The following is a 26,272-nucleotide window of genomic DNA, read 5'->3' as shown; positions in this document are numbered from 1 at the left end:
CGGTCCGGCCCCGGTCACCCGTCACCGTCGCCCCACCCGAGCCCGCCGAGACCGGGACCGTGGTGGAAGCCGGGATGACCGACCACGTCGGCGCAGCGCTCCCCGTCCGGACCGATCGCCCCGCAGAACAGCGGCTCCGCCCGGTGCCAGGCGTTGGCCGGCGAGCAGGCCGCACCACCGAGCGCCATCTCGGGACGGAGCAGGCTGAGCGCCTCGGCGTACTCCACCGCCCGCTCACGCGCCTCGGTCAGGTGCGCCGCCTCGAAGGCGAGATGCGCGGTGTAGAGCCGGGGTGGTACCGGGAGCCGCCGACCGTCGCGTCGCCGGTCCACCCGCCACCGGGGTGACCTGTTGTCCTTCATGCCGCTCCCTCCCGTCACCGGCGCTCGGCGTCGGTCCGCGCCAGGCTCCGACACCCGCGTCGGATCGCGCCGCCGGTCTGCCCAGCCAAGCAGGATCCGGCCGCACGGGGAGGAGCCAGCGGACGAGACCGGAGCTGGCCCACACCCGCAGCCGCTGGCCCACACCCCGAGGAGCCGGACCACGGTGGAGCGTGCGGAGCTGTGCCGGACGGTCAGGCCTGCGGGTGCAGCACGGTACGTAGGCAGGCCTCCTGCTTCTTCTCGAAGATCTCGTAGCCGCGCACCCCGTCGGCCAGCGGCATCGGATGGGTGGCCAGGTAGCCGGGGTCCATCTCGCCGGCGGCGATCCGGTCCAGCAGCATGGGGATGTAACGCTGGGCGTGCATCTGCCCCATCCGCAGCACCAGCGCCTTGTTCATCGCCGCGCCGAGCGGGAACTTGTCCACGAACCCGCCGTAGACGCCGACGATGCTCACCGTGCCGCCCTTGCGGCAGGCCATGATCGCCTGCCGGACCGGGACCGGCCGGTCGGTCTGCAACCGGGCCGTCTGCTTCGCCCTGTCGTACGCGTATCCCGGGCCGACGTCGTGGGCCTCCATGCCGACCGCCTCGATGCAGGCGTCCGGGCCACGGCCGGCGGTCATCTCCCGCAGCGCCTCCAGCACGTCCGTCTCGGCGTAGTTGACCGTCTCCACACCGAGCCGGTCGGCGGCGGTGGCGAGCCGCTCCGGCAGCCGGTCGACCATGATGACCCGTTCGGCCCCGAGCAGCTGCGCGGCGCGGGCGGCCATCTGCCCGACCCCGCCCGCACCCCAGACGGCGACCACCTCACCCCCGGTGAGGTGACAGAAGTCGGCGGCCATCCAGCCGGTCGGCATCGCGTCGGAGGCGAAGACCACCGAGTCGTCCGGCACCCCGTCCGGGACCTTGAACGCGCCGATGTCGCCGAACGGGACCCGCACGTACTCGGCGTGGCTGCCGGAGTAGCCGCCGGCCGCGTGCGAGTACCCGATGATGCCCGCCGGGGAATGTCCCCAGAGCTTCTCGGTGAAGACCGGCTGCGGGTTCGAGTTGTCGCAGAGCGAGTACTGCTCGGTACGGCAGTACCAGCAGCCGCCACAGGCGACCACGGAACCGACCACCACCCGGTCGCCGACGCGGAGCCGGCGGACGTCCGGGCCGGTCTCCGCCACCTCGCCCATGAACTCGTGGCCCAGGACGTCGCCCTCCCGCATCGCCGGGAGGTAGCCGTTGATCAGGTGCAGGTCGGAGCCGCAGACGCTGCTGGCCCGGACCTTGACGACGATGTCCCCGGCCGACCGGATCCGCGGCTCCGGCACGTCGCGTACGGCCAGCTTGCCGACGCCCTCCCAGCAGAGTGCCTTCACGGCCGTCCTCCCGCCGTCAGCCTGTCGCGGACCACGTCGGTCACCCGCTCCTGCGCCGGGGTCCGCCCCGACGGGTCGCGGTACGTGTCGATGACCTGGCCGCACTCGATCAGCGCCTTGACCCGGCGCAGGGTGGTCCGCAGCCCCAGGTCCGGATCGTCCCCCCGGGCCAGTCCCAGCGCCCGACGCAGCGGGCCGCCGGAGCGGTACCACAGCTCGGCCCGGATCTCGGTGCCCCGGCCGCCGGGAGCGGGAACCAGGTCGACGTGCCCCTCCTGCGGCACCCGGCCGTCGATGACCTCCCAGGACAGCCGTCCCGGCCCGTCCACGGTCACGTCCGCCCGCCACTCGACCCCACCCTCGCCGGAGGGGTCGCGGGCCACGCACCGCCACCGGTTCGGCCCCGCCTGCTCCAGGGTCGCCCACTCGCCGAGGGCCCGGTCGAGCCGTTCCCGGTCGGTCCAGAAGCCCACGACGGCCTCGACCGGCCGGTCCACCGTGACTCCCCGGCGCACCACGTACCAACCGTTGACCGTGTCCGGTTGCCGCCGGCGCCGCCGGGCGGCGACCGTACGCCCGACGCCGACCGCCCCGCCGGTGGCGACGACGGCGCCGAGCAGCGTCCACCTCGTCCTGTTGCTGGTCATCACGTCTCCTCCAACCGGACGTCCAGGGATGGATCGTCCGTATCCCCGCGCTACCCGGTCAGGTGGCGTCGAAACGGCTCCGGTCCCCGTCGGCGACACGTTTGGTGACCGGGATTGCGGGCACCTGCCCGGGGCAACCGCCCGCCGCCGTCCGGACGCGCCGCCACCCCGGCACCCGACCGGCCGACCCGTCAGCGAGGAGCACCGTTGTCCTTCGACGCCAGCGAGTACGGTCGGCGCGTCGCGGACGTCTACGACGAGGCGTACGCCCACCTCACCGCCGACGACGCGGTGGACCGGCTGGTCGGGCTCGCCGAGGGCGGCCCGGTCTGCGAGTTCGGCATCGGCACCGGGCGGCTCGCGCTCCCCCTGGTGCAGCGGGGGCTGAGCGTGGCGGGTGTCGAGGGATCCCCGGCGATGGTCGCCGGCCTGCGTGCCAAGCCCGGCGGCGACCGGATCACGGTGACCGTCGGGGACTTCTCCTCGGTCCGGGCGCCGGGTGAGTTCGCGCTGGTGCTGCTCGCCTTCAACACGATCTTCGCGCTGCCCGACCAGGCCGCCCAGGTCGCCTGTTTCCGCAACGCCGCCGCGCACCTGCGCCCCGGCGGACGGTTCGTGGTCGAGACCTGGGTGCCCGACCCGGGCGCGTTCCGGGCCGGCACGGCCCTGCGGCCGGTCCGGGTGGCCGAGGACGAGGTGCTGCTGGAAGCGGCCGTGCTGCACCCGGCGGAACAGCGGATGACCACGACCAAGCTGCGGATCACCGGCTCCGGCGTCCGCCTGCTGCCGGCCAACCACCGCTATGCCTGGCCGGCGGAACTGGACCTGATGGCCCAACTGGCCGGCCTGCGCCGGGAGCACCGCTGGACGGACTGGACCGCCCGGCCGTTCACCGACGAGAGCCGCCAGCACGTCTCGGTCTACCGGCGGGAGGAGTCGTGAGCACCCCGCTCCGCCCGGTCCGGCACCCGGCGGCCCGGTCCGCCCCCGCCGCGAGCCGGCTGGCCCTGTCGTACGTGCTGCCGCTGCGCTGGTCCGACGACACCGGGCTGGCCGACCTCACCGGGTACCTGCGGCAGCTCGCCACGCGGGTCGAGGTGACCGTCGTCGACGGTTCCCCGCCGGAGGTCTTCGCCCGGCACGCCGCCGTCTGGCGCGACCTGGTGCGGCACGTCCCGCCCGATCCGGCGCTGCGCGGCGCGAACGGGAAGGTGACCGGGGTGCTCACCGGCGTACGCCTGGCCGGGCACGAGCACGTGGTGATCGCCGACGACGACGTCCGCTACGACGAGGCGGGACTGCGTGCCGTGCACCGGCTGCTGGGCCGGGCGGACCTGGTCCGTCCGCAGAACTACTTCGACCCGATGCCCTGGCACGCGTACTGGGACACCGGTCGGATCCTGCTCAATCGGGCGCTCGGCGCGGACTACCCGGGAACCCTGGCCGTGCGGCGGAGCACGTTCGTCGCCATGGGCGGTTACGACCCGGACGTCCTCTTCGAGAACCTGGAGCTGATCCGCACCGTGCGGGCGTACGGCGGCACCGAGGCGGCACCGGCCGGCCTCTACGTCCGCCGGCTGCCCCCGGCCGCGCGGCACTTCCTCGGGCAACGGGTGCGGCAGGCGTACGACGACCTGGCCCAGCCGGTGCGGCTGGCGGTCTTCCTCGCGGTGCTGCCGGCCCTCGGCGCGGCCGTCGTCGCGCGTCGCCCCGGCCCGGTCCTCGGCGCGGTGGCGGCCACGGTGGCGCTGGCCGAGGCGGGACGGCGTCGGGCCGGTGGCACCCGGGTCTTCCCGGCGGGAGCCGCTCTGACCGCCCCGCTCTGGGTGCTCGAACGGGCCATCTGCTCCTGGCTGGCGCTGGGGCAGCGGGTGTTCTTCGGTGGTGTCCGCTACGCCGGCACCCGGATCCGTCACGCCGCCCACTCCCCGCGCGAGCTCCGTTCCCCCCGGCGCCCCTGACCCGACGTCGATCCTGGACGGTTTCCGTTCTCGGGGAACGAGAACCGTCCAGGAATCACGGCAGGCGCAGGGGGTGCACACAGCGGCTCGCGGCCACCTCCGGCAGTTGGTGCCGGGGATGGCCGCGAGCCGCCGCGTACGGGTCCGGACGGCTGGTCAGTGCCGGACCTGTTCGCGCGCGTGCTGCGCCTGGTCCCGTACGTCGTGAGCGGCGGACCGGGAGTCGTCCTTCACCGTCTGCACGGCCTCCTGGGCGGTCGACTTCACCGACTCGGTGGCGTGCTGCGCCGGCTCGCGGAGCTGCTCCTTCATCTCGCTGGCGACCTCACCCAGCTTCTCGGTGACCACGTGCGAGTGCTCGCGCGCCTTCTCCTTCACCTGGGTGGCGGCCCGCTGCTCCCGGTCGGTGGCGGGCAGCAGCGACGAGGCCAGCCAGCCCACCCCGAAAGCGATCAGGCCGGCGGCGAGCGGGTTCCCCTGGGACTTGCGGCGCAGGGTCTGCGGGGCCCGCTGTGCCGCGTCCCCCACCGACGAGGCGGCCGACTGCGCCGCGTGGCCGACGTTGGACGCCGCCGAGGAGGCACGATCGGTGACCGAGTGGGCGGCGTGCCCGCCGGCGTGGCCGAGGTCCGACGCGGTTCCCATCACCTTGTCCCTCACATTCTGCAGGGCGTTACGTGCCTGCTGCTTGCGGTCGTCGACGATGCGGCTCGGGCTGACCTTGTACGCCAGGGCGTCCACATCGGAGCTCAGGTTGTTGCGGGTGGCTTCGATCTCACGGCGGATCTGGTCGGGGTCGGTGCTCATCGGGTGACTCCCTCCGGGTGGGGCTTCAACGCGTCCGGGATCCGGTGCACGGTGTCGTTGGTGCGCTTCAGACCTCGTACGCGCTCGGCGTTCTTCTTGCCCATCGAGTAGAGGACGGCGGCGACCACGCCCCAGAGGACGGCGACGATCAGTGCCGCCCAGCCGGCGTCCATCACGTTCGACAGTCCGGCCCAGAGGGCGATCGAGAGGAACAGCGCCACCATGTAGCCGCCGAAGCCGGCGCCGCCGAAGAGTCCGGCGGCCTTGCCGGCCTTCTTCCCCTCCTCGCGGATCTCGGCCTTGGCCAGTTCCACCTCCTGCCGCATCAGCGTGGAGAGGTCGGCGGTGACCTGCCGCATGAGGTCGCCGACAGAACGGTTGGTGACCTCCTCGGCGGTGTGCGGGTGGGCTTGCCCGTTCAGGCTCGTCGTGGGCTGGTAGGTGGGGTCGTACCCCTGGGTCGGCATGCTCACGCCGCCGTCTCCTTTCCGTGCGCGCCGGTCCGCGCCCGGTCGGGGGCGTGCCGGCTGGTCAGCGGGTTCACGGGCGGGTGACCCCGCTCGACGGGACGCCCGGCAGCGGGTCGGTCTGGTCGACCGGCGGCAGCGGACGGCCGGTGCCGGTCGGTGGCAACGGCTCGACGTAGCCGGTCGACGGCATCGGGTCGACATACCCGGTCGACGGCGTCGGCTCGACGTAGCCACCCGGACGCGGGGGCTGGGTGTACCCACCGGCCAGCGGGTCGGCGTAGCCCGGGTCGGGCACCGCGTACGCGCTGGGCGGGATCACCGCGGTCCGGTCCGGGTCCGCGACCGGCTGGTAGGCGCGGTGGCCGTTCGTCGTCTGCCCGTCGTCGGCGGCGATGTTCTTGGTCAGCCGGCCGGCGAGGACGCCGAGCAGGGCCGCGCCCACCAGGAAGGTCCCCGGGTTGCGGCGGGCATAGTCGCGCACCTCGTGGAGCAGGTCACCCGGCTGGCGCTCCTCCAGCCAACCGGCGACACCGTGCACCCGCTCGGCGGCCTGGTGGGCCAGTTCGGTCACCGGGCCGGCCTGCCCGCCCTGCTGCGCCATGGCGCGCATCTCGTCGGCCAGCGAGCGCAGGCCGTTCGCCGCGCGTCGCTGCTGGTCGCCGGCCTGGCTGGCGAGTTGGGTGCGGGCCTCGCCGTAGACGTTGCGGGCCTGCCGGGTGGCCTCACCGATGACCTCCCGGCCCTGCTCCTTGGCGGTCTGCGCGACCGCGCCGCCCGCCTGGGCGGCCTCCGCGCCAACCTGCTTGGCCTGCTCACGGACGCCGCTGTCCGAGTTCGACGTACCGTTGTGCGACTCGTAGGTGGCACTGTGCGATCCGTACGTGCCGTTGTGCGGCTCGTAGCCGTAGCCGGTGCTGTGGTTCGAGGACGTGGTTGCCGGATCGTAGGTCATGGTCTGCCTTCCGTCCGCTAGAAACTCGTCGCGGTTCTACTGGGGGGATGTCGCCGACACTCTCGCCGGCTGCCTATTGACCTACCCCCGGTCGACGGGTCCATGCCGGTTTTCTTTGCCGATTCGCCACGGCGGCAAGCCCGATCGGGAACAATGCCGGCCGGCGCGCTGATCCGGCCCGGCCGGCGGACAGCAGGCGGCGAACCGGCCGGCAGGCGGGCGACGGGCGGGCGACGGGCAGGCGGACGGCGATCCGACCCCGGGCAGGTCTCACCGGGGCCGGCCGCTCCGCTGGTGACAGCTCAGGCGGCCAGCGGAAGCCGCTTGGCGAAGCAGACGCTGTACGGGTTGCCGACGTACTCCCCGTACACCGGGATCGGGGCGTACCCGCAGGAGGTGTAGAGCGCGATCGCCGCCGGCAGGCAACGGCCGGTCTCCAGGCAGAGGGTGTGGTGCCCCTCCTGGAAGGCCAACTCCTCCAGGGCGGCCAGCAACTGCCGGCCGATGCCCCGACCCCGGAACGCCGGGCGGACGTACATCCGTTTGATCTCGCCGGTGCCGCTGTCCAGGGCCTGGACCCCGCCGCAGGCCACCGCCCGCCCGTTGACCACGACCGCCAGGTAGCGAATGTCCTCCCGGGTCAGGGTGGCCTGGCCGTCCAGCCCTCCGTCGGCCTCCCGCAACTCGCGCTGCTGCGCCGTGACCAGGGTGGCGATCTCGGGGTCGCCGGCAGGGCGCGTCTCGATCAGCATCCCGCCACGGTAGGACGGCCAGGTTTCCCGCAGGTTGCCGGCGGTGGACCCGGTCACGGAGCGCAGCCGGCTATTCGGCGTCGTCGCCCGCGTCGTCCTCGGCGTCGTCGTCGACCTCGTCCCCGGCCACGATCTCGTCCGCCGGACGCTGCCGGCGGGCCTTGCGCGCGGCGAGCCGGTCGGCCGCCGAGGCCCGGTTCGACTTGTCCTCCAGCCGCACGTCGGTGCCCCGGTTGCCGGGGACGAAGTCGACACCTGCATAGAGGGTCGGCTGCCAGTCGAACTCGCGTTCCCCGATCCGCACCAGGTCACCGGGCTGGGCCCCGGCCTTGGCCAGCTTCTCCTCGACGCCGAGCCGGGCCAGCCGGTCCGCGAGGAAGCCGACCGCCTCGTCGTTGTCGAAGTTCGTCTGCCGCACCCAGCGTTCCGGGCGCGTGCCGCGCACCACGTAGGAGCCGTCGGGCTGGGCCTCGATGGTGAAACCGGCGTCGTCGACCGCCTTCGGGCGGATGACGATCCGGGTGGGCTCGGCCGGCGGCGCGGCCTGCCGGGACTGTTCCACCAGCTCCGACATCGCATAGATCAGCTCGCGCAGCCCTTCGCGGGTGGCCGCGGAGACCTCGAAGACCCGGTAGCCGCGTTCCTCCAGGTCCGGCCGGACGATCTCGGCGAGGTCCCGCCCGTCCGGCACGTCGATCTTGTTCAGCGCGACCAGCCGGGGCCGGTCGGCCAGCCCGCCGTACTCGGCCAGTTCCGCCTCGATGGTGTCGATGTCGGCGACCGGATCCCGCCCGGGCTCCAGGGTGGCGGTGTCGACCACGTGCACCAGCACGGCGCAGCGCTCGACGTGCCGGAGGAACTCCAGTCCGAGCCCCTTGCCGGTGGCCGCACCGGGGATCAGCCCCGGCACGTCGGCGACGGTGAAGGTGCTCTCGCCGGCCTGGACGACGCCGAGGTTGGGCACCAGGGTGGTGAACGGATAGTCCGCGATCTTGGGCTTGGCGGCGGAGATCACCGAGATCAGCGACGACTTGCCGGCCGAGGGGAAGCCGACCAGACCCACGTCGGCGACACTCTTCAACTCCAGGACGACGTCGAGTTCGTCACCGGGCTCACCCAGTTCGGCGAAGCCGGGGGCCTTGCGCTTGGCGTTGGCCAGCGAGGCGTTCCCCCGGCCGCCCCGGCCGCCCCGGGCCGCCTCGAAGGTGGTGCCCGCGCCGACCAGGTCGGCGAGCACGGTGCCGTCCGGAGTCTGCACCACGGTGCCGTTGGGGACCTTGAGCACCAGGTCGCGACCGTTGGCCCCGTCCCGGTTCGAGCCCGCGCCGCCCTTGCCGTTGTCGGCCTTGACGTGCGGACGGAAGTGGAAGTCGAGCAGGGTGTGCACCTGCGGGTCGACGACCAGCGAGACACTGCCGCCGTGGCCGCCGTTGCCGCCGTCGGGGCCGCCGAAGGGCTTGAACTTCTCCCGGTGGATCGAGACACAGCCGTGTCCACCGTCGCCGGCCCTCAGGTGCAGGACGACCCGGTCCACGAACATCGTCACGTCGTCAATCCTCTCCGCGAGGCTCTGTCCCCCGCACGGAAACGCCCCGGGGCAACGCCGGGACGTGAAAAAGACGAAGCGGGCCGGGACACCAGGTCCCCGGCCCGCTTCGTCGGAAGACTACTGCCCCGCCGGTACGATGCTGACGGTCTTGCGACCGCGCCTGGTACCGAACTGGACCGCACCGTCCGCCAGCGCGAAGAGCGTGTCGTCCCCGCCACGGCCGACCAGGTCTCCGGGGTGGAACTTGGTGCCACGCTGCCGGACGATGATCTCGCCGGCGCTGACGACCTGACCACCGAAGCGCTTCACGCCGAGCCGCTGGGCCGCGGAGTCGCGACCGTTACGCGAGCTGGACGCACCCTTTTTGTGAGCCATTGGAGGACGACCTACTTCCCGCTGGAGATGCCGGTCACCTTGACCTGGGTCAACGGCTGGCGGTGACCCTGGCGCTTGTGGTAGCCGGTCTTGTTCTTGAACTTGTGGATCCGGATCTTCGGGCCCTTGGTGTGCGCGGCGATCTCGCCGGACACCGCGACCTCGGCGAGCTTGGCCGCGTCGGTCACCAGGTCGTCACCGTCGACGAGGAGCACCGCGGTGAGCTTCACCGCGTCGCCGGGGGCACCGGCGAGCTTCTCGACCTCGATCACGTCGCCCTCGGCGACCTTGTACTGCTTGCCGCCGGTCTTGACGATCGCGTACATCGGAGGCGGACTCCCTGTCGTTGAGGCTGCTGGCGGTAGTTCCCGCGGCGGCTCACCGGGCGTCGGAGGCGCGGCGGCTCGGGCAGCGAGAACTCGGCGCACCAAAGTACGCCGCAGGCAAGCGTACGCCATGCCCGACCCCGGCCCCAAACCGGGGGCCGCCCCGCCGTGTGTGACAAGGCCCCGGCACGCGACCGGCCCGGGCACGCGACAGGACCCCGTCGCCGGCACGGTCGCCGGGAGCGGGGCCCTGTCGTCCCAGCTACACGCGGGGTCGCCTCACGGCCGGGTACGCCGTCGCGCGCCACCCCGCCGGGACCGGCGACGACCGCCGCCCGCCTCGGCGAGTTCGTCGTCACCCTCCCCGTCGCCCAGGGCGTCCGGGTCGTCGGCGGCGGCGAGCCGGGCCGACTCGCCGCGCTGGGCGTCGGCCACCGCCGGGGCGGCCTCCGTGTCGACCTCGTACCGGGACAGGTCGTAGCCCATCGTGTCCTGGTTGGTGTCGGTCGGGGTCTCGGTGACCTCGACCTCGACCGTGCTCCGCTCCGGCGTGGCCGACTTGCGCCCCCGCCGACGCGTCGACGCGCCGTTCTGCTCGGCCGGCGCCGAGGTGGCCGGGGCCGTCGCCGCGACCGCCTTGGTCTTCTCCGGCGCGCCACCGGCACGCGGCTTCTCCGGCACCGGCTCGGTGTGGATGATCAGGCCCCGGCCCTTGCAGCACTCACAGGTCTCGCTGAACGCCTCCAGCAGCCCCGCGCCGATCCGCTTCCGGGTCATCTGCACCAGGCCGAGCGAGGTGATCTCGGTGACCTGGTGCTTGGTGCGGTCCCGGCCGAGGCACTCGGTGAGGCGGCGCAGCACCAGCTCCCGGTTCGACTCGAGCACCATGTCGATGAAGTCGATGACGACGATGCCGCCGATGTCCCGCAGCCGGAGCTGGCGGACGATCTCCTCGGCCGCCTCCAGGTTGTTGCGGGTGACGGTCTCCTCCAGGTTGCCGCCGGCACCGGTGTACTTGCCGGTGTTGACGTCCACCACGGTCATCGCCTCGGTGCGGTCGATGACCAGGTGACCGCCGGAGGGGAGGAAGACCTTCCGGTCCAGCCCCTTGAGGATCTGCTCGTCGATGCGGTACGTGGCGAAGACGTCGGCGGTGCCGGTGTGCCGGCGCAGCCGCTCGACCAGGTCCGGCGACACGTGCGACAGGTACGACTCGACCACGTCGTACGCCCCGTCGCCCTCGATGACCAGCTCGCGGAAGTCCTCGTTGAACAGGTCCCGCACCACCCGGATGACCAGGTCGGGCTCCTCGTAGAGCAGCACCGGGGCGCCGCCCTCCGCCGCCTTGGCCCGGATGTCCTCCCACTGCGCCTGGAGCCGCTTGACGTCCCGGGCGAGTTCGTCCTCGCTGGCCCCCTCGGCGGCGGTTCGGACGATCACGCCCGCGCCGTCCGGTACCAGCTTCTTCAGCACGTCCCGCAGCCGCTTGCGCTCGGTGTCCGGCAGCTTCCGGCTGATGCCGGAGGCGTTGCCGTTCGGCACGTAGACCAGGTGCCGGCCGGAGAGCGCGATGTGGCTGGTCAGCCGGGCGCCCTTGTGGCCGATCGGGTCCTTGGTGACCTGCACCAGCACCGAGTCGCCGGACCTGAGCGCCTGCTCGATCGAGCGCGCCCGCCCCTCCAGGCCGGTGGTGTCCCAGTTGACCTCACCGGCGTACAGGACCGCGTTGCGGCCGCGCCCGACGTCGACGAAGGCCGCCTCCATGCTGGGCAGGACGTTCTGCACCTTGCCCAGGTAGACGTTGCCGGCCATGGTGCCGGAGGAGTTGCGGGTGACGTAGTGCTCGACCAGGACGCCGTCCTCCAGCACGCCGATCTGGGTGCGGTCGCCGCGCTGGCGGACCACCATCACCCGGTCGACCGCCTCCCGACGGGCCAGGAACTCCGACTCGCTCAGGATCGGCGGCCGGGTACGCCGCTGCTCCCGGCCATCGCGGCGGCGCTGCCGCTTCGCCTCCAGCCGGGTCGAACCGGAGACGCCCTGCACCTCGTCGACGGTCTTGCGCGGCTCACGGATCTTGACCACCGTCGGGACGCCGTCGTCCGCGGTCGACTCGACGTCGCCCGCCCCGCGACGACGGCGACGACGGCGACGACGGGTCAGCCCGTCGGCGCTGTCGTCCTCCTCCTCGTCCGTCTCGGCCTCGGCCTCGGCCTCCTCCTCGGCCTGCGCCGACTCCTCGGCCTCCTCGTCGTCGTCGGCCTCGTCGGCCCCGCCCCGGCCCCGGCCCCGGCCCCGGCGGCCGCGACGGCGACGCCGCCGCCCCGCGGCGGTCTCGTCGTCCTCGTCCTCGTCCTCGGCGGTCTCGTCCTCGGCCTCGGCGGTGGGCTCTTCCTCCGCTTCGACCTCGACCTCGACCGGTTCGAGGTCGCGTCGACCACGGCGACGGCGGCGCGGGGCCTCGACCGCCTCCTCGGCGGCGGGCTCCTCGGCGGGCGGCGTCACCCGGACGGGCACCGCCTCGGGCTCCGGGGCCATGAAGAGCACGACCGGCGGGATGGCCCGGCGACGGCGGGTCGGCTTCTCCGCCACGGGCCCGGCCGGCGGTTCGGCCGGGGCGGACACCGCCACCCCCGGCGGGACCTCGCCGGACCGGTTCTCCGCACCGCTGGACGTCGGGACGGCCTGGTCGGCGTCCTCCTCGGCGACATCCACCGCCGGCTCCGCGTCCGTCCGCGCGCCCACGGCCGGCACGCTCTGCGCGACCGGCGGGTTCACCACCGGCGGCACGTCCTCCGACGTCGGGGCGGCGGCCGGCTCAGCCGGCAGCGGGGGGACGACCTCGGTGGCCGGGCTCTCGGCCGCCTTCCGGCGCCGCGTCCGGGTCACCTTGACCGGCGGTACGACCTCCGCGCCGGCATCCGTCACCTCGGTGGCGACGACCGGCTCCTCGGCAGCCTTCGGGCTGGTCGCCTTGCGGCGGCGACGGGTGGTCTTCGGGGCCGCTTCCAGGTCACCGGCGACCGGGGCGAACACCTCCGCCTGGGGCGCCTCGGGGCTGGTCGAGGCGGTGCCGGCGGCCGCGTCCACGGGTGCCTCGGTCTGTTCCGGCTGGTTGAGCGGCGCGGCCCGGCGCCGGCTGGTCCGCCGTCGCGTCGGCGCGGCGGCGGGGGTCTCGGTGGTCTCGGCGGTCTCACCGGCCGGCTGTGTGCCGGTCCGCTCGCCGCCCTCGGGCTCGTTCTCGAGCATGGACGTTCTCCAGTTCTGGCTGCCCCGGGCGCGGGTGAGCGCTGCCACGCAGGGTTGCCGCAAATGTTTTCCGCGGGCACGCGAGGTGCACGCCCGTCGAAGTCTGCCTGCCTGAGAACCGACCGGATGTCCGGTCAGCGCTCAACGATGGTTGCCCTGTCGCGGTCCGCCTCCAACGGATCCACGATCGCGCCCTGCGCGGTCAACGTGCCCTGCGCCAGCCGGGTCACCCGTGGCGACACCGGCGGCTCCAGGTCGGCCACCACGCGAAGGCCGGAAAGGACGTCATCGGGTCGAACGGAGGGGGTGACCTGCCGGACGACCAGTTCGAGTATCGCACACGGTACGCCGGTGACCTCGGAAGGCGTCTCCACCGGCTCCCGGACCCCGATCCGGAGCACGGCGGCGCGGGCGTCGAACGTGCGCCGTCCCTGCTTCGTCATCCGCTCGACCAGCACCTCGTCGGCGGCGGTGAAGGCGTCCACGGCCCGGCCCAGCGTGACCGGGTCGACACCGGGCAGCTCGATCCACCAGTGGGACGCCTCGATCCGGTCGGCGAGGCTCCCGCCGCCGGCCACCACCGCGTCGAGCACGTCGAGGCCGGGCGAGAGTGCGACGTCCAGCGCGACACGCAACTCGGCCGGGTCGACCGGGGCGCGTAGGCCGATCTCCAGGTACTCCGCCTCGCTGGCCACCCCGGTCGGGGCGGCGCTGGCGTAGGAGATCTTCGGATGCGGGGTGAAGCCCTGGGAGAAGGCGATCGGCACCCCGGCCCGCCGAAGTGCCCGTTCGAAGGCCCGAGCGAAGTCCCGGTGCGAGGTGAACCGCAGTGGTCCCCGCTTGGCGTACCGGATGCGGACGCGCTGGACGACCGGCGCCTGCCCACCCTCCGGCTGTGGTTTCTTGTTGATCGTCGTGCTCCTCGGAATGTCAGTACCCATCGATCATGGAGTCATTGTCGGCGACACGCACCGTGACGACAACTCCATGATCACCCCCTACCGGCCGCGACGCACGACGAGCGCGCCGAGGGTCACTGCTGGGCTGCCGGGGCGGGTACCCGCAGGCCGGCACCGGTGATCGGGGTGAGCGGGAGCAGTTTCCGCCCGGTGGGGCCGATCTGGATCTCGGTGTCCATGGACGGGCAGACACCGCAGTCGAAACAGGGCGTCCACCGGCAGTCGTCCTGCTCGTACTCGCTGAGCGCGTCCTGCCAGTCCTGCCAGAGCCAGTCCTTGTCCAGGCCGGAGTCGAGGTGGTCCCAGGGCAGGACCTCCAACTCGTCGCGCTGCCGGGTGGTGTACCAGTCCAGGTCGACGCCGAACGTCGGCAGCACCTCGGCGGCGGCGTCCACCCAGCGCTGGTAGGAGAAGTGCTCGCTCCAACCGTCGAAACGGCCACCGTTCTCCCAGACCCGGCGGATGACCGCGCCGACCCGCCGGTCCCCCCGGCTGAGCAGGCCCTCGATCAGCGACGGTTCGCCGTCGTGGTAGCGGAAGCCGATCGCCCGGCCCAGCGACCGGTCAGCGTTGATCGCCTGCTTGAGCAGCCTGAGCCGGCCGTCGATGACCTCCGGACGCTCCATCGCCGCCCACTGGAAGGGGGTGTGCGGTTTGGGCACGAACCCGCCGATGGAGACCGTGCAGCGGATGTCCTTGGAACCGGTCGCCGCCCGCCCGGCCCGGATCACCTCGTGTGCCATGTCGGCGATCTCGAGGACGTCGGCGTCGGTCTCGGTGGGCAGACCGCACATGAAGTAGAGCTTCACCTGCCGCCAGCCGTTGGTGTACGCGGTCACCACGGTGCGGATCAGGTCGTCCTTGGAGACCATCTTGTTGATCACGCGCCGGATCCGCTCCGACCCGCCCTCCGGAGCGAAGGTCAGGCCGGTCCGCCGGCCGTTACGGGACAGCTCCTGGGCCAGGTCGATGTTGAACGCGTCGACCCGGGTCGACGGCAGCGAGAGCGACACGTTCGTGCCCTCGTACTGCTGGGCCAGGCCGGAGCACATGTCGCCGATCTCGGAGTGGTCGGCCGACGACAGGGAGAGCAGACCCACCTCGTGGAAGCCGGAGAACTCCAGACCCTGCTGCACCATCTGCCCGACGGTGGTGATCGAGCGCTCCCGCACCGGACGGGTGATCATGCCGGCCTGGCAGAACCGGCAGCCCCGGGTGCATCCCCGGAAGATCTCCACCGCGTACCGCTCGTGCACCGTCTCGGCGAGCGGGACCAGCGGCTTCTTCGGGTACGGCCAGGCGTCCAGGTCCATCGTCGTGCGCTTGTGCACCCGGAACGGCACGTCCGCCCGGTTCGGCACGACCCGCTGGATCCGGCCGTCGGGGAGGTAGTCCACGTCGTAGAAGCGCGGTACGTAGACGCTCTCCGTACGGGCCAGCCGCAGCAACAGCTCGTCCCGACCACCGGGCGAGCCCTCGGCCTTCCACTCCCGGACGATCGCGGTGATCTCCAGGACCGCCTCCTCGCCGTCACCGAGCACGGCGGCGTCGACGAAGTCGGCGATCGGCTCCGGGTTGAACGCGGCGTGTCCACCGGCCACGACGACCGGGTCGGCGTCGGTGCGGTCGGCGGCGAGCAACGGGATGCCGGCCAGGTCGATCGCGGTGAGCAGATTGGTGTAGCCCAGCTCGGTGGAGAACGAGACGCCGAACATGTCGAAGTCGCGCACCGAGCGGTGCGCGTCGACGGTGAACTGCGGCACGCCGTGCGTCCGCATCAGCCTCTCCAGGTCCGGCCAGACGGCGTACGTCCGCTCGGCGAGCACGTCGGGCAGCTCGTTGAGCACCTCGTAGAGGATCTGCACGCCCTGGTTGGGCAGGCCCACCTCGTACGCGTCCGGGTACATCAGCGCCCATCGGACCGTCGCGGCGTCCCAGTCCTTGACCACCGCCCCCAGCTCACCACCGACATACTGGATGGGCTTGGTCACTTGCGGCAGCAGCGGCTCCAGCCGGGGCCACACGGAGTTGGCCACGGCGGGGCGCGGCGTGGTGGACGGGACGCTCATGACGCCCAAGGGTACGCGCCCACCCACCCGGGTCCGCCGGACCGGGTGGACCGAGCCGAACGGACGACGCGGGACCGAACCGGTGACCGCGGGAAGACGCCGATGATCGACACCGTCCCGCGCCGGGGAGCGGTGGGGCATCGGCGGGTACGGGGGGCGCGAATGGCCCCGGTTGGCGTACCGGTACTAACCTCGCAACGGCGCGAGAGGAGATTGCCGCGATGCCGGAGCCGCAGCCGGGAGCAGTAGGACCGGCCGCCGGGAACACGCCGGCCCCGCCACCGTCCGCGACGGAGGCCCGGGACCAGGTGGTTCCCGGCGAGCCCGACCCCTCCGCCGGGTCCGCCGAGCGGACGGTCGAGAACGTGCCGGACGGCTCGTCCGGTGAACCGGCGACCGAGGAGAACCCGGCCGGGCCCGACCGGACCGCCCTGGACGCCACCGGGCCGGACCCGACCGCCCTGGACGCCGCGCGCCCGGAGACCGTCTCGCCCGCGACCGCGCCGACGCAGCGGGGCGTCGCGGCGACCGCGAAGGTCCCCGCCCCCGCGGAGCGGCAGGCCGGGCCACCCGCGCCCGACCCGACCCGGATCGACCCGATCCGCACCGACCCGACGAAGCTCGATTCGGCCCCCGCCGCCCCACCCGCGCCCCGCTGGAGCGGTTCCGCGTCGGTACCGCCGCCCAGGCCCAAGAAGCGCGGTTGGGGCCACTCCGCCGAGCCGGCCCCACCGCCCGTGCCGCCACCCGCCCCACCGGAGAGCCAGGCACCGGTCGACCCGTGGGCCGGGGCGGACACCGGAGGCTGGGACCTGAACGCGGGTTTCGAGCCGCTGCCGGCCACCCGGATGTACCCGACGCCGGCGGACTCCCCGGCCTGGACGCCGGACCCGCCGGCCCCGGCCTGGACCCCACCGCCGGTGACCCCGCAGCCACCACCGGTGGCACCGGTCTCCGGGCAGCCGGTACCCCCTCCGGTCGCGCGCCCCGTCCCGCCGCCCCCGCAGGCGCGTCCCGTGTCACCGCCGCCGGCACGTCCCGTGTCGCCCCCGCTGGCCGCCCGGCCGGTGTCGTCACCGTCCTTCCCTCCACCGCCGGTGCCCACACCGCAGGCACGTCCGGTGCCCCCGCCACCGCAGCCCCGGCCGGTCTCCTCGCCCCCACCGCAGCCCCGGCCGGTCTCCTCGCCCCCGCCGCAGCCCCGGCCGGTCTCCTCGCCGCCACCGGTACCGGCCCGGCCGGTCTCGCCGCCCCGGCAGCGACACCACCCGACGCCGTCCCCGGTCGGCCCACCTCCCAACTGGCAGGCGCCGCAGGGGTACGCTGCGCCGACCCGCCGGAAGCGGCGCTGGCCGGCCCGCATGCTGATCCTGACGCTGCTCTCCATCGCCTGCTGCTGCGGTTGTCCGGCCTGGCTCGGCAAGCCGATGTGGGAGCAGTACCCGGCCAACGCGAGCCTGCCCCCGCAGGTGGCCGACCTGCGGCTCCAGACCGACGCGCGCAGCGAGAAGGTTGCCGACGAACTGCGCGGCGAGGTGAAGACCGAGCACACGCTGGCCGAGGAGACCTTCGCCGGGGTCTACAGCACCCCGCAGGGCAAGACGGTCGTCGTCTTCGGCAGCACCGGTTTCACATTCACTCCGGAGTCGAACGCCGAGGACGAGTTGACCCGGCTGACCCCGAAGTACAACCTCGGTACGCCGCAGGTGGTCGAGACCGACGTGCGTGGCGAGCACCAGCGCTGCGCGGTCGGCCGCGCGGACAGTGTGGACGTGGTGGTCTGCACCTGGGCCGACCACGGCAGCCTCGCCAGCGGGGTCTTCACCCGGCTCTCGCTGACCGACAGCGCCGCGCTGCTCGGCACCCTGCGGGAACGGATCGTGAGCCGGGGCTGACGCTCGGGACGGCGCGGGCGAGGGGTCAGCGGGTGGGCTGGTTGCGGGGCGGGGCGTAGCGGGGGACGTACTCCTGGCCGGTGAGCTTCTGGAGCTCGGTCATCAGTTCGTCGGTCATCGCCCGCAGTGACGTGCGGTCGTCCGGACGGCCGGTGAAGTCCAGGGGCTTGCCGAACCGGACGGTGATCTTCCCCGCGCCGAGGCGGGGCATCCGCGCGCCGATCGGCTGCACCTTCTCCGTGCCGATCATGCCCACCGGGACGACCGGTACGCCGGCCGAGATGGCCAGCCGGGCCGCGCCGGTCCGTCCCCGGTAGAGCCGGCCGTCCGGCGACCGGGTCCCCTCGGGGTAGACGACGACCACGTCACCGCCCTTGAGCGCGGGGATCGCCGCGTCGAAGGCGGACAGCGCCGCCCGACCGCCGGCCCGCTCGACCGGGATCGCCCCCAGCCCGGTGAGCAACGACTTGGTCAGCTGGCCCCGGAAGCCGGTGCCCCGGAAGTACTCCGACTTGGCCCAGAAGGCGAGGTGCCGGGGCACCGTCGCGCCGAGGAACAGCTCGTCGGCGACGGAGAGGTGGTTGCCGGCGAGGATCACCCCGCCGTGCTCCGGTACGTGCTCCAGACCCTCCACGGTCGGGCGCCACCCCCACCGCAGCAGGTTCCCCACGGTGTACTGGCCGATGGTGTAGAGCAGCGGCACGGGTCCTCCGGCGGTCGTACGGGTTCAGGCGGTGTCACGTTAGCCGACGCCCCGCCGATGTGCGGCGACCCCCGTCAGGTCACCCGACGGGCGGAACCGGTACGGCGCGAAGGGCCTCCTCCAGGGAAAACAGGCAACGCGCGCTACGTCGTGTACTCCAACTCCTCGAGTGCGAGCAGTCGCAGGGCACCCGCGGTGCTGTCCGGGTCGAGCGCTAGGAGATAGGCCACCAGTGCGTCGCGGGTCTCCGACACGATTCCTGGCAGCGCTTCCCTTTGCAGATCGCCGGGTAAGAGAATCTGGCGGAAGGCCGGATCGTCGATGGCGTCGGCGACCAACTTCTCCGCCACCCAGTACGGGGTGCGCTCACGGATGGCGAAGGTGAGGTGCACGCTGGGGTCGTCGTCGGCGTTGTACGGGTTGTGAACCCAGCCCCTCGGCAGCAGCATGGCATCGCCAGCCCCGAGGTCGATGACCCGCTCCGGGCCGGCGGCGATCCAACCTTGCAGGTACTCGTCACGCCATACGCGCCAGGACTCCAGGTGGGCCCGCATCGGTGCGTCCACGACCGGCGGCCACAACTCCCACCGCTTCGTGCCCGACACCTGGACGATGACGGCCATCTGCTGGTCCCAGTGGTGGCGCAAGCCCTGGTTGCAGCCGGGGGTCATGAACACGTGCGCGTAGTTGGAATAGCCGGTTTCAGCCTGGATGCACCGGGCGATGCGAGCCATGAACGGCATGACTCGCTGGAGATTGCCGATTCGGATGGTGTAGCCGTCGTCGTAGAGCTTGTGCAGCTTGGCTGCGTCGGCTCGATTGCGGGCGGTCGTGAAGGATCGAGGGTTGATGGCCGGGTGCGGTGCCTTGATCGCGTCGACCTCGTCCGCCGGAGTGCAGTTGAGGTCGATCCAGGCCCACACCTGCTCGGCCGTGAACATGCGGTCCACCTCGGTGCGGGTGCGCTTGTAGACGCGCGGCTCGTCAGGCCAGCGGTCCAGTAAGTCGGCGACGCCTTTCTCGGGCAACAGAAGCTTGAGTGACACGTCTCCTCCTTGTCAGCGTGGAGGCAGGGGACAGGGGATGTCAGGGAAAAAGAGATTCGGACAGCAGACGACGGAGTACGACACGAAGGTGAGCCCGGCGTTGTAGTAGCCCATGGAGCAATCGCTTCCCCGGCTGAGATACCCCCTGTCGTACTCGATGTGCTTTTCGAGTGGCAGCACATCCCCGCCCGGCGGATTGGCGCTCCAGGTCTTGCGAATCCAGGCGAGAGGGCCCTCCACGTCGGTCCAGGTCCGCTCGGCGGATGCCTGGCCCCGGCGCAACAACGCATGGCCGGTCTGCACCGGAGTCATGGTGTTGGTAAGAAACGCCCGCGTCTGCTCGTCCCCCAGGTCGCGGCCGGGCCGTCGCAAGTTCTCCTTGGCGTACTCCTCACGCGAACCGGTCCACACGCCGAACCCGTGCCAGTGACCATGCCAGGTCATTCATCCCCCTCGTCGGGCCTGGGCCCGGCCGCCCTCGTTCGGGTCCGAGGGCGGCCGGGTGTACGTGGTGCGAGATCAGGCGGTCAGGTTGCGCCGGGCGATCCACCCAACCGCGAAAGTGTCCAGCTCCTCGGCGGTGAAGCGCAGGCTGGCGAGGGCGGAGCCCTCCGGCTTGGTGTCAGTGACGACGAAGCCGGCCCCGCCGGGGATCTCGGCGACGCCGACGCAGCTCTCGTTGTCGCTGGTCAGATTGCCGCCGCAGTAGCTCTGGATCTGCACGCCCTCGATGGGCAAGTCGTACAGGTTGGGCTTGAACATGAGAGAACCCTTCTGTGTTCTCGTGTATGCGGAAGGTGCGGCCCCCGCGTCCGTGACTGTCCTACCGTGAAGCGATCGGGTTGCCGGGGAGACTCTCGGAAAGGGGCAAACCGGAGGTCCCCTCACCCTCGGCATGCAGTCGTGGCCCACGCTCGCGTTCATCCTCGCCTCGCCCATGTGACGAAGCGGTCCATCAGGTTTACGTGCCGATCGGGGTTGAGCTGGCCAAGCTGGCCGTACGCCTCGGCCATCAGCGAACTGAGGTAGACGATGAGGCTGGTCCGGTTTCCCTGATACTCCGAGAGCAGACTCAGTCGGGCCGGCTCGCAGGGCCATTCCGTGCCGCAGTTCCGGCACCGCCAGAGTGGGCGCATGGCGACATGCGGGACTGCGCGGGGAACCGCCATCGCAGCATCACCGCCGCCGAGGACGCTCACCAGCGCCCCCGCTCCCCCGCCACTCTCCGGCCAGCGTGAGTAGGCGGTCCCGGCCCGGTCTTACCGCCGGGTACTGCTCCGTGCGCTCCCGGGCCCAGGGCGGAGGCGCGACCCCCACTGCACGGTAGGGCGGCGTCCTGCGGGTTCTCCACCACTTGATGGGGCTGAGCACGTTGTCCTCCTCGAATGTGGAAAGGGGGCCGCCTTGCCTGTAGAGGGGGAGCCGGGCGACCCCCCGGCAAGACCCGCCCCGGCTACCCTCAGCGAGGAGCAGGTCCGCATGAGTGACAGTCCGCTGAGGACAAACCGACGCCGATACGTGCTCAAGCCATCTGCGCAGCCTTGACGGCTGGTCGAGCGGGTGTGGGAAACACACCAGCAGGATTGAGCGGAAAGTGGGGAATCGATGGGAAGCGCCACCAAATACGTGCTCAGTGAGTTGCGCCTTTTCCGCGCTTCCCTCGGGCTCAGCCAAGACGACTTCGGTAGGACCATCGGGTACTCGGGGTCGCACGTCAGCTCGGTGGAGACGGGTGGGCGACCCCCCACCAAGGAGTACATGAAGGCTGTCGACGAGGCGTACGAGACTGGCGAGCGCTTCGGTCGGATGCTGCGCGAGCTGGCGCAACTCGACTCGACGCCGACCTGGCTGCGCGAGTGGATCGAGTTCGAGCGCGAGGCCACCACGCTGCGGTGGTTCGAGCTGGCCTACATCCCCGGGCTGCTTCAGACCGAGCGATACGCCCGCGCAACGCTGGTCGGCGGCCGGTTCGGCGCAGACGAGGTCGAACAGATCGTGGCATCCAGGTTGGAGCGGCAGGCCATCCTGTCGAGAAAGCAACCGCCACAGCTCATCGCGGTGCTTGATGAAGCGGTGCTGCGCCGGCCAGTGCTGGATCAGCCGGGGCTGATGGCCGAGCAGTGCGACCACCTGGCCACCCTCGCCGCCGAGGAGCACATCCAGGTGCACGTCGTGCCGGCGGATGCTGGCATGTACCTCGGGCTGGCTGGTCAGTTCATCATCGCCGAGCTGCCCGACGGGGCCCGGGTGGCGCATGCCGACAATCAGCTCACCGCTCAGATCGTCGATGCGCCCGGCGATGTCGCTAAGCTGGCAAAGACGTGGGAGATCGTGCGGAACGAAGCGCTCCCCCGCCGGCAGAGTTTCGAGCTGATCAAGGAAGTGGCGAAGTCATGGACCTGAAGATCCCGCAGTGGCGGAAGTCAAGCAAGTCCGGCGGGAACGGCGGATCGTGCGTCGAGGTCGCCGACAACATGCCGGACGTCGTGCTGGTGCGCGACACCAAGGATCGGGAGGGCGGCACCCTCCACTTCGACCCGGTGGCCTGGAAGGCGTTCGTCGGGTTCGCCAAGCAGCACTGAGCAGAAACGCCGAGAAGGCCCCCCAGCTTTGCGCTGGGGGGCCTTCTCGATGCGGTGGCGCTACCGACCAGTAGCGCACCGGTCCTCGCGGACCGACGACGGTCAGACCCGACGGACCGCGACCGTCACCCGCTCGCCCTCGCCGACCTCGCCGGTGAACCCGTCGACCGGGTCGGCGAAGTCGACGGACTGCGCCAGCACCTCCCGGGCGACGAAGTCCCGGTACGCCGACACCGCCGCCCGGACCTCGTCCGAGGCGGACAGCACCAGCGTGACGCGGTCCGACACGTCCAGGTCGGCGTCCCGGCGGGCCTGCTGCACCACCCGGACGACGTCCCGGGCCAGTCCCTCGGCGGCCAGTTCCGGGGTGACCGTGGTGTCCAGCACCACCACCCCCTCACCGGCGGGCAGCGGCGCGGAGTGCTCCGCGTCGGCGGCGACCAGGCGCAGTTCGTACTCGCCCTCGGCGAGGGTGACCCCGGCCGCGACCGGCGCGCCGTCGACCAGCTCCCACTGGCCCGCCTTGACCGCCTTGATCACCTGCTGCACCTGCTTGCCGACCCGGGGACCGAGCGCCCGGGGCACCACGGTCAGCACCTGCTGGCAGTAGCTGGCCACCGCGTCGGTGAACTCCACCGCCTTGACGTTGACCTCGTCGGCGACCAGGTCGGCGAAGGGCCGCAGCGCCGCCGCGGCCGGCGAGGCCACGGTGAGCTTCGCCAGCGGCAGCCGCACCCGCAACCCCTTGGCCTTGCGCAGCGACAGTGCCGCCGAGCAGACCTCCCGGGTGGCGTCCATCGCGGCCACCAGGTCGTGGTCGGCCGGGAACGCGTCGGCCGACGGCCAGTCGGTCAGGTGCACCGACCGTTCCCCGGTCAGCCCGCGCCAGATCTCCTCCGCGGTCAGCGGCGCCAGCGGCGCGACCACCCGGCAGAGCGTCTCCAGCACCGTCCACAGGGTGTCGAAGGCGTCGGCGTCACCGGACCAGAACCGGTCCCGCGAGCGCCGCACGTACCAGTTGGTCAGCGCGTCCAGGTACGACCGCACGGTGACGCAGGCCCCCGAGATGTCGTACGCGTCCAGCTGCGCCTGCACGGTGGCGACCAGCTCGTTCGTCTTCGCCAGCACGTACCGGTCGAGCAGGTTGCCGGCGGCGTCACCGGCGGGCGCGGCGTCGGTCTTCCGCTCCGCGGTGTACCCGGCGGCGTTGGCGTAGAGCGAGAAGAAGTACCAGACGTTCCAGAGTGGCAGCAGCACCTGCCGGACGGCGTCCCGGATGGCGGCCTCGGTAACGAGGGCGTCCCCACCGCGCACCACCGGCGAGGCCATCAGCATCCACCGCATCGCGTCCGACCCGTACGCGTCGAAGACGTGGTACACGTCCGGGTAGTTGCGCAGGCTCTTGGACATCTTCCGGCCGTCCGAGCCGAGCAGGATGCCGTGGCTGACGCAGTTGCGGAACGCCGGCCGGTCGAACAGCGCGGTGGCCAGCACGTGCATGGTGTAGAACCAGCCACGCGTCTGCGGCATGTACTCGACGATGAAGTCACCCGGGTAGTGGTGCTCGAACCAGTCGGCGTTCTCGAACGGGTAGTGCACCTGGGCGAACGGCATCGAGCCGGACTCGAACCAGCAGTCCAGCACCTCCGGCACCCGGCGCATCATGGACTTCCCGGTCGGGTCGTCCGGGTTCGGGCGGACCAGCTCGTCCACCGCCGGCCGGTGCAGGTCGGTCAGGCGTACGCCGAAGTCCCGCTCGATCTCGTCCAGCGAGCCGTACACGTCGATCCGGGGGTAGGTCGGGTCGTCGGAGCGCCACACCGGGATCGGCGAGCCCCAGAACCGGTTCCGGCTGATCGACCAGTCCCGGGCGTTCGCCAGCCACTTGCCGAACGAGCCGTCCTTGATGTGTCCCGGGGTCCAGTTGATCTGCTGGTTGAGCTCGACCATCCGGTCCTTGAACTGCGTCACCGCGACGAACCAGGAGGACACCGCCTTGTAGACCAGCGGGGTGTCACAGCGCCAGCAGTGCGGGTACGCGTGGGTGTAGGTGTCCTGCTTGAGCACCACCCCCCGCTCCTTCAGCTCCCGGATCACCGGCTTGTTCACGTCGAACACCTGCTCGCCGGCGTACGGCGGGACCAGCGCGGTGAAGCGGGTGTGGTCGTCGACGGTGACGATGGTCGGGATGCCGGCCGCGTTGCAGGCGTTCTGGTCGTCCTCACCGAAGGCCGGGGCCAGGTGCACGATCCCGGTGCCGTCCTCGGTGGTGACGAACTCCGCGCCGAGCACCTGGTACGCGTTCGGCCCGGCCTGCTCCACCAGGAAGTCGTAGAGCGGGGTGTAGCGCCGGCCCACCAGGTCCGCGCCGCGCACCGTGCCGACCCGCGCGTACCCCTCCAGTTCCTTGGCGTACGCGCCGAGCCGCGCCGCGCCGACCACGTACCGCTCACCGTCGCGCTCCAGCACCGCGTACTCGATGTCCGGGCCGACGGCCAGGGCGAGGTTCGACGGCAGGGTCCACGGCGTGGTGGTCCAGACGCCGAGGCGCACCGGCCCGCGCACCAGCTCCGGCGCGCTCTCGTCGGCGGTCAGCGCGAACCAGACCGACAGCGTCGGGTCGTGCCGGTCCCGGTAGACGTCGTCCATCCGGGTCTCGGTGTTCGACAGCGGCGTCTCGCAGCGCCAGCAGTACGCCAGCACCCGGAAGCCCTCGTAGACCAGACCCTTGTCGTGCAGGGTCTTGAAGGCCCACATGACGCTTTCCATGTAGTCCGGGTCGAGGGTCTTGTAGTCGTTGGCGAAGTCGACCCAGCGGGCCTGCCGGGTGACGTACCGCTCCCAGTCGTGGGTGAACTCCAGCACCGAGGTGCGGCACGCCTCGTTGAACCGGGCCACCCCCAGGTCGAGGATCTCCGCCTTGCTGGTGATGCCGAGCTGCTTCTCGGCGACCACCTCGGCGGGCAGGCCGTGGCAGTCCCAGCCGAAGCGCCGCTCCACCCGCCGGCCGCGCATGGACTGGTAACGGGGCACCACGTCCTTGACGTAGCCGGTGAACAGGTGGCCGTAGTGCGGCAGTCCGTTGGCGAACGGCGGCCCGTCGTAGAAGACGTACTCGTTCTCACCGTTCCGGCCGGCCTCACGGCCCTCGACGGAGGCCTCGAAGGTCTTGTCGGCTGCCCAGTGCTCCAGGACCCGGCGCTCGACCGCGGGCAGGTCCGGGCTCGCCGGGACACCGGTGGCGGTCGGGTCGTGCAACGGATAGGCCATCGGGGGTCGCTCTCCTCGCGTTACGACGACTCCGGCTCGGCGCGTCTGGCGCCGCGCCGACGACCCGGAGCCGTCGAGCTCACTGGTCGTGTGGGTCTGCGAGGACGAGCCCTCTGGGTGCGCCGTGACCGGCGCCCCCGGGTCGGGCCCGCGGTACCACCCCGCTTGGCGGTTGAGAAGCGACCGCCCGCTCGTTGGCCGGCTGTGACGGGCCGGACCCGTCCGGTTCTACTCGGGCCCGTGGGCCCTTTCTTCCGGAGGCTCACCGGTGATGGCCGGGTCGTCGCCTGTGCCGACAAGCGTACTCGACCCGGCCTGCCGACCGCCGCCGAGTTACCCGCCCCCACCGCCCCGACGAGCAGGGTGACGCGGCTCTCACCCTCGGGTGGTCACACCCGGGCGGCTTGGCCCGTCAGGCCGGTGCAGGACACGGACGAGGAGGACCTCATGCAGGCACGGATGAACATCGCCCAGGTCGCGCCGGAGGCGTACCGCGCGGTGCTCGGGCTGGAGAAGTACGTCCGGGCGAACGTCGCGCACCGGCTGCTGGAACTGGTGAAGCTGCGCGCCTCGATGCTGAACGGCTGCGCCTTCTGCGTCGACATGCACAGCCGGGACGCGCTCGACTCCGGCGAGTCCAGCCGCCGGCTGTTCGCGGTCGCCGCCTGGCGTGACGCGCCCTTCTTCGACGAGCGGGAACGGGCCGCGCTGGCCCTCACCGACGCGGTCACCCGGCTCGGCGAGCACGGCGTGCCGGACGAGGTGTGGGACGACGCGGTACGGGTCTTCTCCGAGAAGGAGGTGGCAGACCTGGTGACGGCCATCGCGACCATCAACGTGTGGAACCGGGTGTCGGTGACCACCCGCACCCAGCCGCCCACCGAGGTGGCGACAGCGGGCTGAGGTGGAA

Annotated in this window: 25 protein-coding genes; 6 read left to right on the top strand and 19 right to left on the bottom strand. The window is 72.0% G+C overall.

Features of this window, described 5'->3' with window-relative positions:
- Window positions 1–14: 14 nt before the first annotated feature.
- The 3 genes from GA0074694_RS15970 to GA0074694_RS15960 all read right to left on the bottom strand — a co-directional run bounded on the left by GA0074694_RS15970 (window position 15) and on the right by GA0074694_RS15960 (window position 2,397).
- The gene (locus GA0074694_RS15970; protein ID WP_232624890.1) at window positions 15–362 is read right to left on the bottom strand and encodes a hypothetical protein; all 348 of its coding nucleotides are present in this window, start codon (window positions 360–362) and stop codon (window positions 15–17) included.
- Between the two features lie 212 nt (window positions 363–574).
- A complete protein-coding gene (locus GA0074694_RS15965; RefSeq protein ID WP_091459464.1) occupies window positions 575–1,750 on the bottom strand; it encodes a zinc-dependent alcohol dehydrogenase in 1,176 nt (391 codons plus the stop codon).
- Window positions 1,747–2,397 (bottom strand): SRPBCC family protein, encoded by a 651-nt coding sequence (locus GA0074694_RS15960; protein WP_091459463.1) that lies wholly within the window; start codon window positions 2,395–2,397, stop codon window positions 1,747–1,749. Before GA0074694_RS15960 ends, GA0074694_RS15965 begins: the two co-directional genes overlap by 4 nt.
- Before the next feature lie 207 nt (window positions 2,398–2,604).
- Between GA0074694_RS15960 and GA0074694_RS15955 the strand changes: the two genes are divergently transcribed.
- Window positions 2,605–3,339: a class I SAM-dependent DNA methyltransferase gene (locus GA0074694_RS15955; protein WP_091459462.1), complete on the top strand. Its 735-nt coding sequence runs from the start codon at window positions 2,605–2,607 to the stop codon at window positions 3,337–3,339.
- A complete protein-coding gene (locus GA0074694_RS15950) occupies window positions 3,336–4,358 on the top strand; it encodes a glycosyltransferase family 2 protein (RefSeq protein WP_091459461.1) in 1,023 nt (340 codons plus the stop codon). Before GA0074694_RS15955 ends, GA0074694_RS15950 begins: the two co-directional genes overlap by 4 nt.
- Before the next feature lie 156 nt (window positions 4,359–4,514).
- Here the strand turns inward: GA0074694_RS15950 and GA0074694_RS15945 are convergent, their stop codons facing one another.
- The 10 genes from GA0074694_RS15945 to GA0074694_RS15900 form a co-directional block, all read right to left on the bottom strand.
- Entirely contained in the window at window positions 4,515–5,165 is a 651-nt protein-coding gene (locus tag GA0074694_RS15945; RefSeq protein ID WP_091459460.1) for a DUF3618 domain-containing protein, read from the bottom strand.
- On the bottom strand, window positions 5,162–5,638 hold the full coding sequence (locus GA0074694_RS15940; RefSeq protein WP_425413620.1) for a phage holin family protein: 477 nt from the start codon (window positions 5,636–5,638) through the stop codon (window positions 5,162–5,164). Before GA0074694_RS15940 ends, GA0074694_RS15945 begins: the two co-directional genes overlap by 4 nt.
- Before the next feature lie 67 nt (window positions 5,639–5,705).
- A complete protein-coding gene (locus GA0074694_RS15935; protein WP_245714765.1) occupies window positions 5,706–6,587 on the bottom strand; it encodes a YfjI family protein in 882 nt (293 codons plus the stop codon).
- Window positions 6,588–6,889: 302 nt separating this feature from the next.
- On the bottom strand, window positions 6,890–7,339 hold the full coding sequence (locus tag GA0074694_RS15930; RefSeq protein WP_091463296.1) for a GNAT family N-acetyltransferase: 450 nt from the start codon (window positions 7,337–7,339) through the stop codon (window positions 6,890–6,892).
- Between the two features lie 70 nt (window positions 7,340–7,409).
- On the bottom strand, window positions 7,410–8,885 hold the full coding sequence (obgE, locus tag GA0074694_RS15925; RefSeq protein WP_091459459.1) for a GTPase ObgE: 1,476 nt from the start codon (window positions 8,883–8,885) through the stop codon (window positions 7,410–7,412).
- Between the two features lie 120 nt (window positions 8,886–9,005).
- Entirely contained in the window at window positions 9,006–9,263 is a 258-nt protein-coding gene (gene rpmA / locus GA0074694_RS15920) for a 50S ribosomal protein L27 (RefSeq protein ID WP_091459458.1), read from the bottom strand.
- An 11-nt stretch (window positions 9,264–9,274) separates the two neighbouring features.
- The gene (rplU, locus tag GA0074694_RS15915) at window positions 9,275–9,589 is read right to left on the bottom strand and encodes a 50S ribosomal protein L21 (protein ID WP_088982529.1); all 315 of its coding nucleotides are present in this window, start codon (window positions 9,587–9,589) and stop codon (window positions 9,275–9,277) included.
- Window positions 9,590–9,868: 279 nt separating this feature from the next.
- Window positions 9,869–12,838, bottom strand: a complete 2,970-nt coding sequence (locus GA0074694_RS15910; protein WP_091459457.1) for an Rne/Rng family ribonuclease — start codon at window positions 12,836–12,838, stop codon at window positions 9,869–9,871.
- A gap of 134 nt (window positions 12,839–12,972) precedes the next feature.
- Window positions 12,973–13,779, bottom strand: coding sequence for a TIGR03936 family radical SAM-associated protein (locus GA0074694_RS15905; RefSeq protein WP_091459456.1), 807 nt, complete (start codon window positions 13,777–13,779; stop codon window positions 12,973–12,975).
- Window positions 13,780–13,871: 92 nt separating this feature from the next.
- Window positions 13,872–15,866 (bottom strand): TIGR03960 family B12-binding radical SAM protein, encoded by a 1,995-nt coding sequence (locus tag GA0074694_RS15900; protein WP_091463295.1) that lies wholly within the window; start codon window positions 15,864–15,866, stop codon window positions 13,872–13,874.
- A 221-nt stretch (window positions 15,867–16,087) separates the two neighbouring features.
- Here GA0074694_RS15900 and GA0074694_RS32935 point away from each other — a divergent pair, with 221 nt between their 5' ends.
- Entirely contained in the window at window positions 16,088–17,761 is a 1,674-nt protein-coding gene (locus tag GA0074694_RS32935) for a hypothetical protein (RefSeq protein ID WP_245714764.1), read from the top strand.
- A 25-nt stretch (window positions 17,762–17,786) separates the two neighbouring features.
- On the opposite strand, the gene GA0074694_RS15890 is transcribed toward GA0074694_RS32935, so the two are convergent.
- The 5 genes from GA0074694_RS15890 to GA0074694_RS15870 form a co-directional block, all read right to left on the bottom strand.
- Window positions 17,787–18,464, bottom strand: a complete 678-nt coding sequence (locus GA0074694_RS15890) for a lysophospholipid acyltransferase family protein (protein ID WP_091459455.1) — start codon at window positions 18,462–18,464, stop codon at window positions 17,787–17,789.
- A 143-nt stretch (window positions 18,465–18,607) separates the two neighbouring features.
- The gene (locus GA0074694_RS15885; RefSeq protein WP_091459454.1) at window positions 18,608–19,510 is read right to left on the bottom strand and encodes a JmjC domain-containing protein; all 903 of its coding nucleotides are present in this window, start codon (window positions 19,508–19,510) and stop codon (window positions 18,608–18,610) included.
- 12 nt (window positions 19,511–19,522) lie between these two features.
- Complete coding sequence (locus tag GA0074694_RS15880; protein WP_091459453.1) at window positions 19,523–19,954, bottom strand: hypothetical protein; 432 nt, start codon at window positions 19,952–19,954, stop codon at window positions 19,523–19,525.
- 75 nt (window positions 19,955–20,029) lie between these two features.
- Window positions 20,030–20,272, bottom strand: coding sequence for a DUF397 domain-containing protein (locus GA0074694_RS15875; RefSeq protein WP_091459452.1), 243 nt, complete (start codon window positions 20,270–20,272; stop codon window positions 20,030–20,032).
- Window positions 20,273–20,430: 158 nt separating this feature from the next.
- Window positions 20,431–20,709, bottom strand: coding sequence for a flavin reductase (locus tag GA0074694_RS15870; RefSeq protein WP_342670937.1), 279 nt, complete (start codon window positions 20,707–20,709; stop codon window positions 20,431–20,433).
- A 406-nt stretch (window positions 20,710–21,115) separates the two neighbouring features.
- On the opposite strand from GA0074694_RS15870, the gene GA0074694_RS15865 reads away from it, so the two are divergent.
- Both GA0074694_RS15865 and GA0074694_RS15860 read left to right on the top strand, forming a co-directional pair.
- Window positions 21,116–21,913 carry a helix-turn-helix domain-containing protein gene (locus tag GA0074694_RS15865; protein ID WP_091459451.1) on the top strand — a complete coding sequence of 266 codons (798 nt, stop codon included), beginning with the start codon at window positions 21,116–21,118 and terminating at the stop codon, window positions 21,911–21,913.
- Window positions 21,904–22,092: a DUF397 domain-containing protein gene (locus GA0074694_RS15860; RefSeq protein ID WP_176737966.1), complete on the top strand. Its 189-nt coding sequence runs from the start codon at window positions 21,904–21,906 to the stop codon at window positions 22,090–22,092. The genes GA0074694_RS15865 and GA0074694_RS15860 overlap by 10 nt, the downstream gene beginning before the upstream one ends.
- A gap of 102 nt (window positions 22,093–22,194) precedes the next feature.
- On the opposite strand, the gene ileS is transcribed toward GA0074694_RS15860, so the two are convergent.
- Window positions 22,195–25,362: an isoleucine--tRNA ligase gene (ileS, locus tag GA0074694_RS15855; RefSeq protein WP_091459450.1), complete on the bottom strand. Its 3,168-nt coding sequence runs from the start codon at window positions 25,360–25,362 to the stop codon at window positions 22,195–22,197.
- A gap of 447 nt (window positions 25,363–25,809) precedes the next feature.
- Between ileS and GA0074694_RS15850 the strand changes: the two genes are divergently transcribed.
- Window positions 25,810–26,265 carry a carboxymuconolactone decarboxylase family protein gene (locus GA0074694_RS15850; RefSeq protein ID WP_091463291.1) on the top strand — a complete coding sequence of 152 codons (456 nt, stop codon included), beginning with the start codon at window positions 25,810–25,812 and terminating at the stop codon, window positions 26,263–26,265.
- Window positions 26,266–26,272 lie beyond the last annotated feature (7 nt).

This window comes from Micromonospora inyonensis (assembly GCF_900091415.1).
GTDB classification, from domain to species: Bacteria; Actinomycetota; Actinomycetes; order Mycobacteriales; family Micromonosporaceae; genus Micromonospora; species Micromonospora inyonensis.
The sequence above is the reverse complement of the archived record's forward strand: the minus strand, read 5'-3'. Positions and strand labels throughout refer to the sequence as shown.

Excerpts from the sequence above, each read along its gene's own strand:
- GA0074694_RS15970 (WP_232624890.1), bottom strand. The coding sequence starts at position 362 with ATGAAGGACAACAGGTCACCCCGGTGGCGGGTGGACCGGCGACGCGAC.
- GA0074694_RS15960 (WP_091459463.1), bottom strand. The coding sequence starts at position 2,397 with ATGACCAGCAACAGGACGAGGTGGACGCTGCTCGGCGCCGTCGTCGCC.
- GA0074694_RS15945 (WP_091459460.1), bottom strand. The coding sequence starts at position 5,165 with ATGAGCACCGACCCCGACCAGATCCGCCGTGAGATCGAAGCCACCCGC.
- GA0074694_RS15935 (WP_245714765.1), bottom strand. The coding sequence starts at position 6,587 with ATGACCTACGATCCGGCAACCACGTCCTCGAACCACAGCACCGGCTAC.
- GA0074694_RS15930 (WP_091463296.1), bottom strand. The coding sequence starts at position 7,339 with ATGCTGATCGAGACGCGCCCTGCCGGCGACCCCGAGATCGCCACCCTG.
- rpmA (WP_091459458.1), bottom strand. The coding sequence starts at position 9,263 with ATGGCTCACAAAAAGGGTGCGTCCAGCTCGCGTAACGGTCGCGACTCC.
- rplU (WP_088982529.1), bottom strand. The coding sequence starts at position 9,589 with ATGTACGCGATCGTCAAGACCGGCGGCAAGCAGTACAAGGTCGCCGAG.
- GA0074694_RS15910 (WP_091459457.1), bottom strand. The coding sequence starts at position 12,838 with ATGCTCGAGAACGAGCCCGAGGGCGGCGAGCGGACCGGCACACAGCCG.
- GA0074694_RS15905 (WP_091459456.1), bottom strand. The coding sequence starts at position 13,779 with ATGGGTACTGACATTCCGAGGAGCACGACGATCAACAAGAAACCACAG.
- GA0074694_RS15900 (WP_091463295.1), bottom strand. The coding sequence starts at position 15,866 with ATGAGCGTCCCGTCCACCACGCCGCGCCCCGCCGTGGCCAACTCCGTG.
- GA0074694_RS32935 (WP_245714764.1), top strand. The coding sequence starts at position 16,088 with ATGCCGGAGCCGCAGCCGGGAGCAGTAGGACCGGCCGCCGGGAACACG.
- GA0074694_RS15880 (WP_091459453.1), bottom strand. The coding sequence starts at position 19,954 with ATGACCTGGCATGGTCACTGGCACGGGTTCGGCGTGTGGACCGGTTCG.
- GA0074694_RS15875 (WP_091459452.1), bottom strand. The coding sequence starts at position 20,272 with ATGTTCAAGCCCAACCTGTACGACTTGCCCATCGAGGGCGTGCAGATC.
- GA0074694_RS15865 (WP_091459451.1), top strand. The coding sequence starts at position 21,116 with ATGGGAAGCGCCACCAAATACGTGCTCAGTGAGTTGCGCCTTTTCCGC.
- GA0074694_RS15860 (WP_176737966.1), top strand. The coding sequence starts at position 21,904 with ATGGACCTGAAGATCCCGCAGTGGCGGAAGTCAAGCAAGTCCGGCGGG.
- ileS (WP_091459450.1), bottom strand. The coding sequence starts at position 25,362 with ATGGCCTATCCGTTGCACGACCCGACCGCCACCGGTGTCCCGGCGAGC.
- GA0074694_RS15850 (WP_091463291.1), top strand. The coding sequence starts at position 25,810 with ATGCAGGCACGGATGAACATCGCCCAGGTCGCGCCGGAGGCGTACCGC.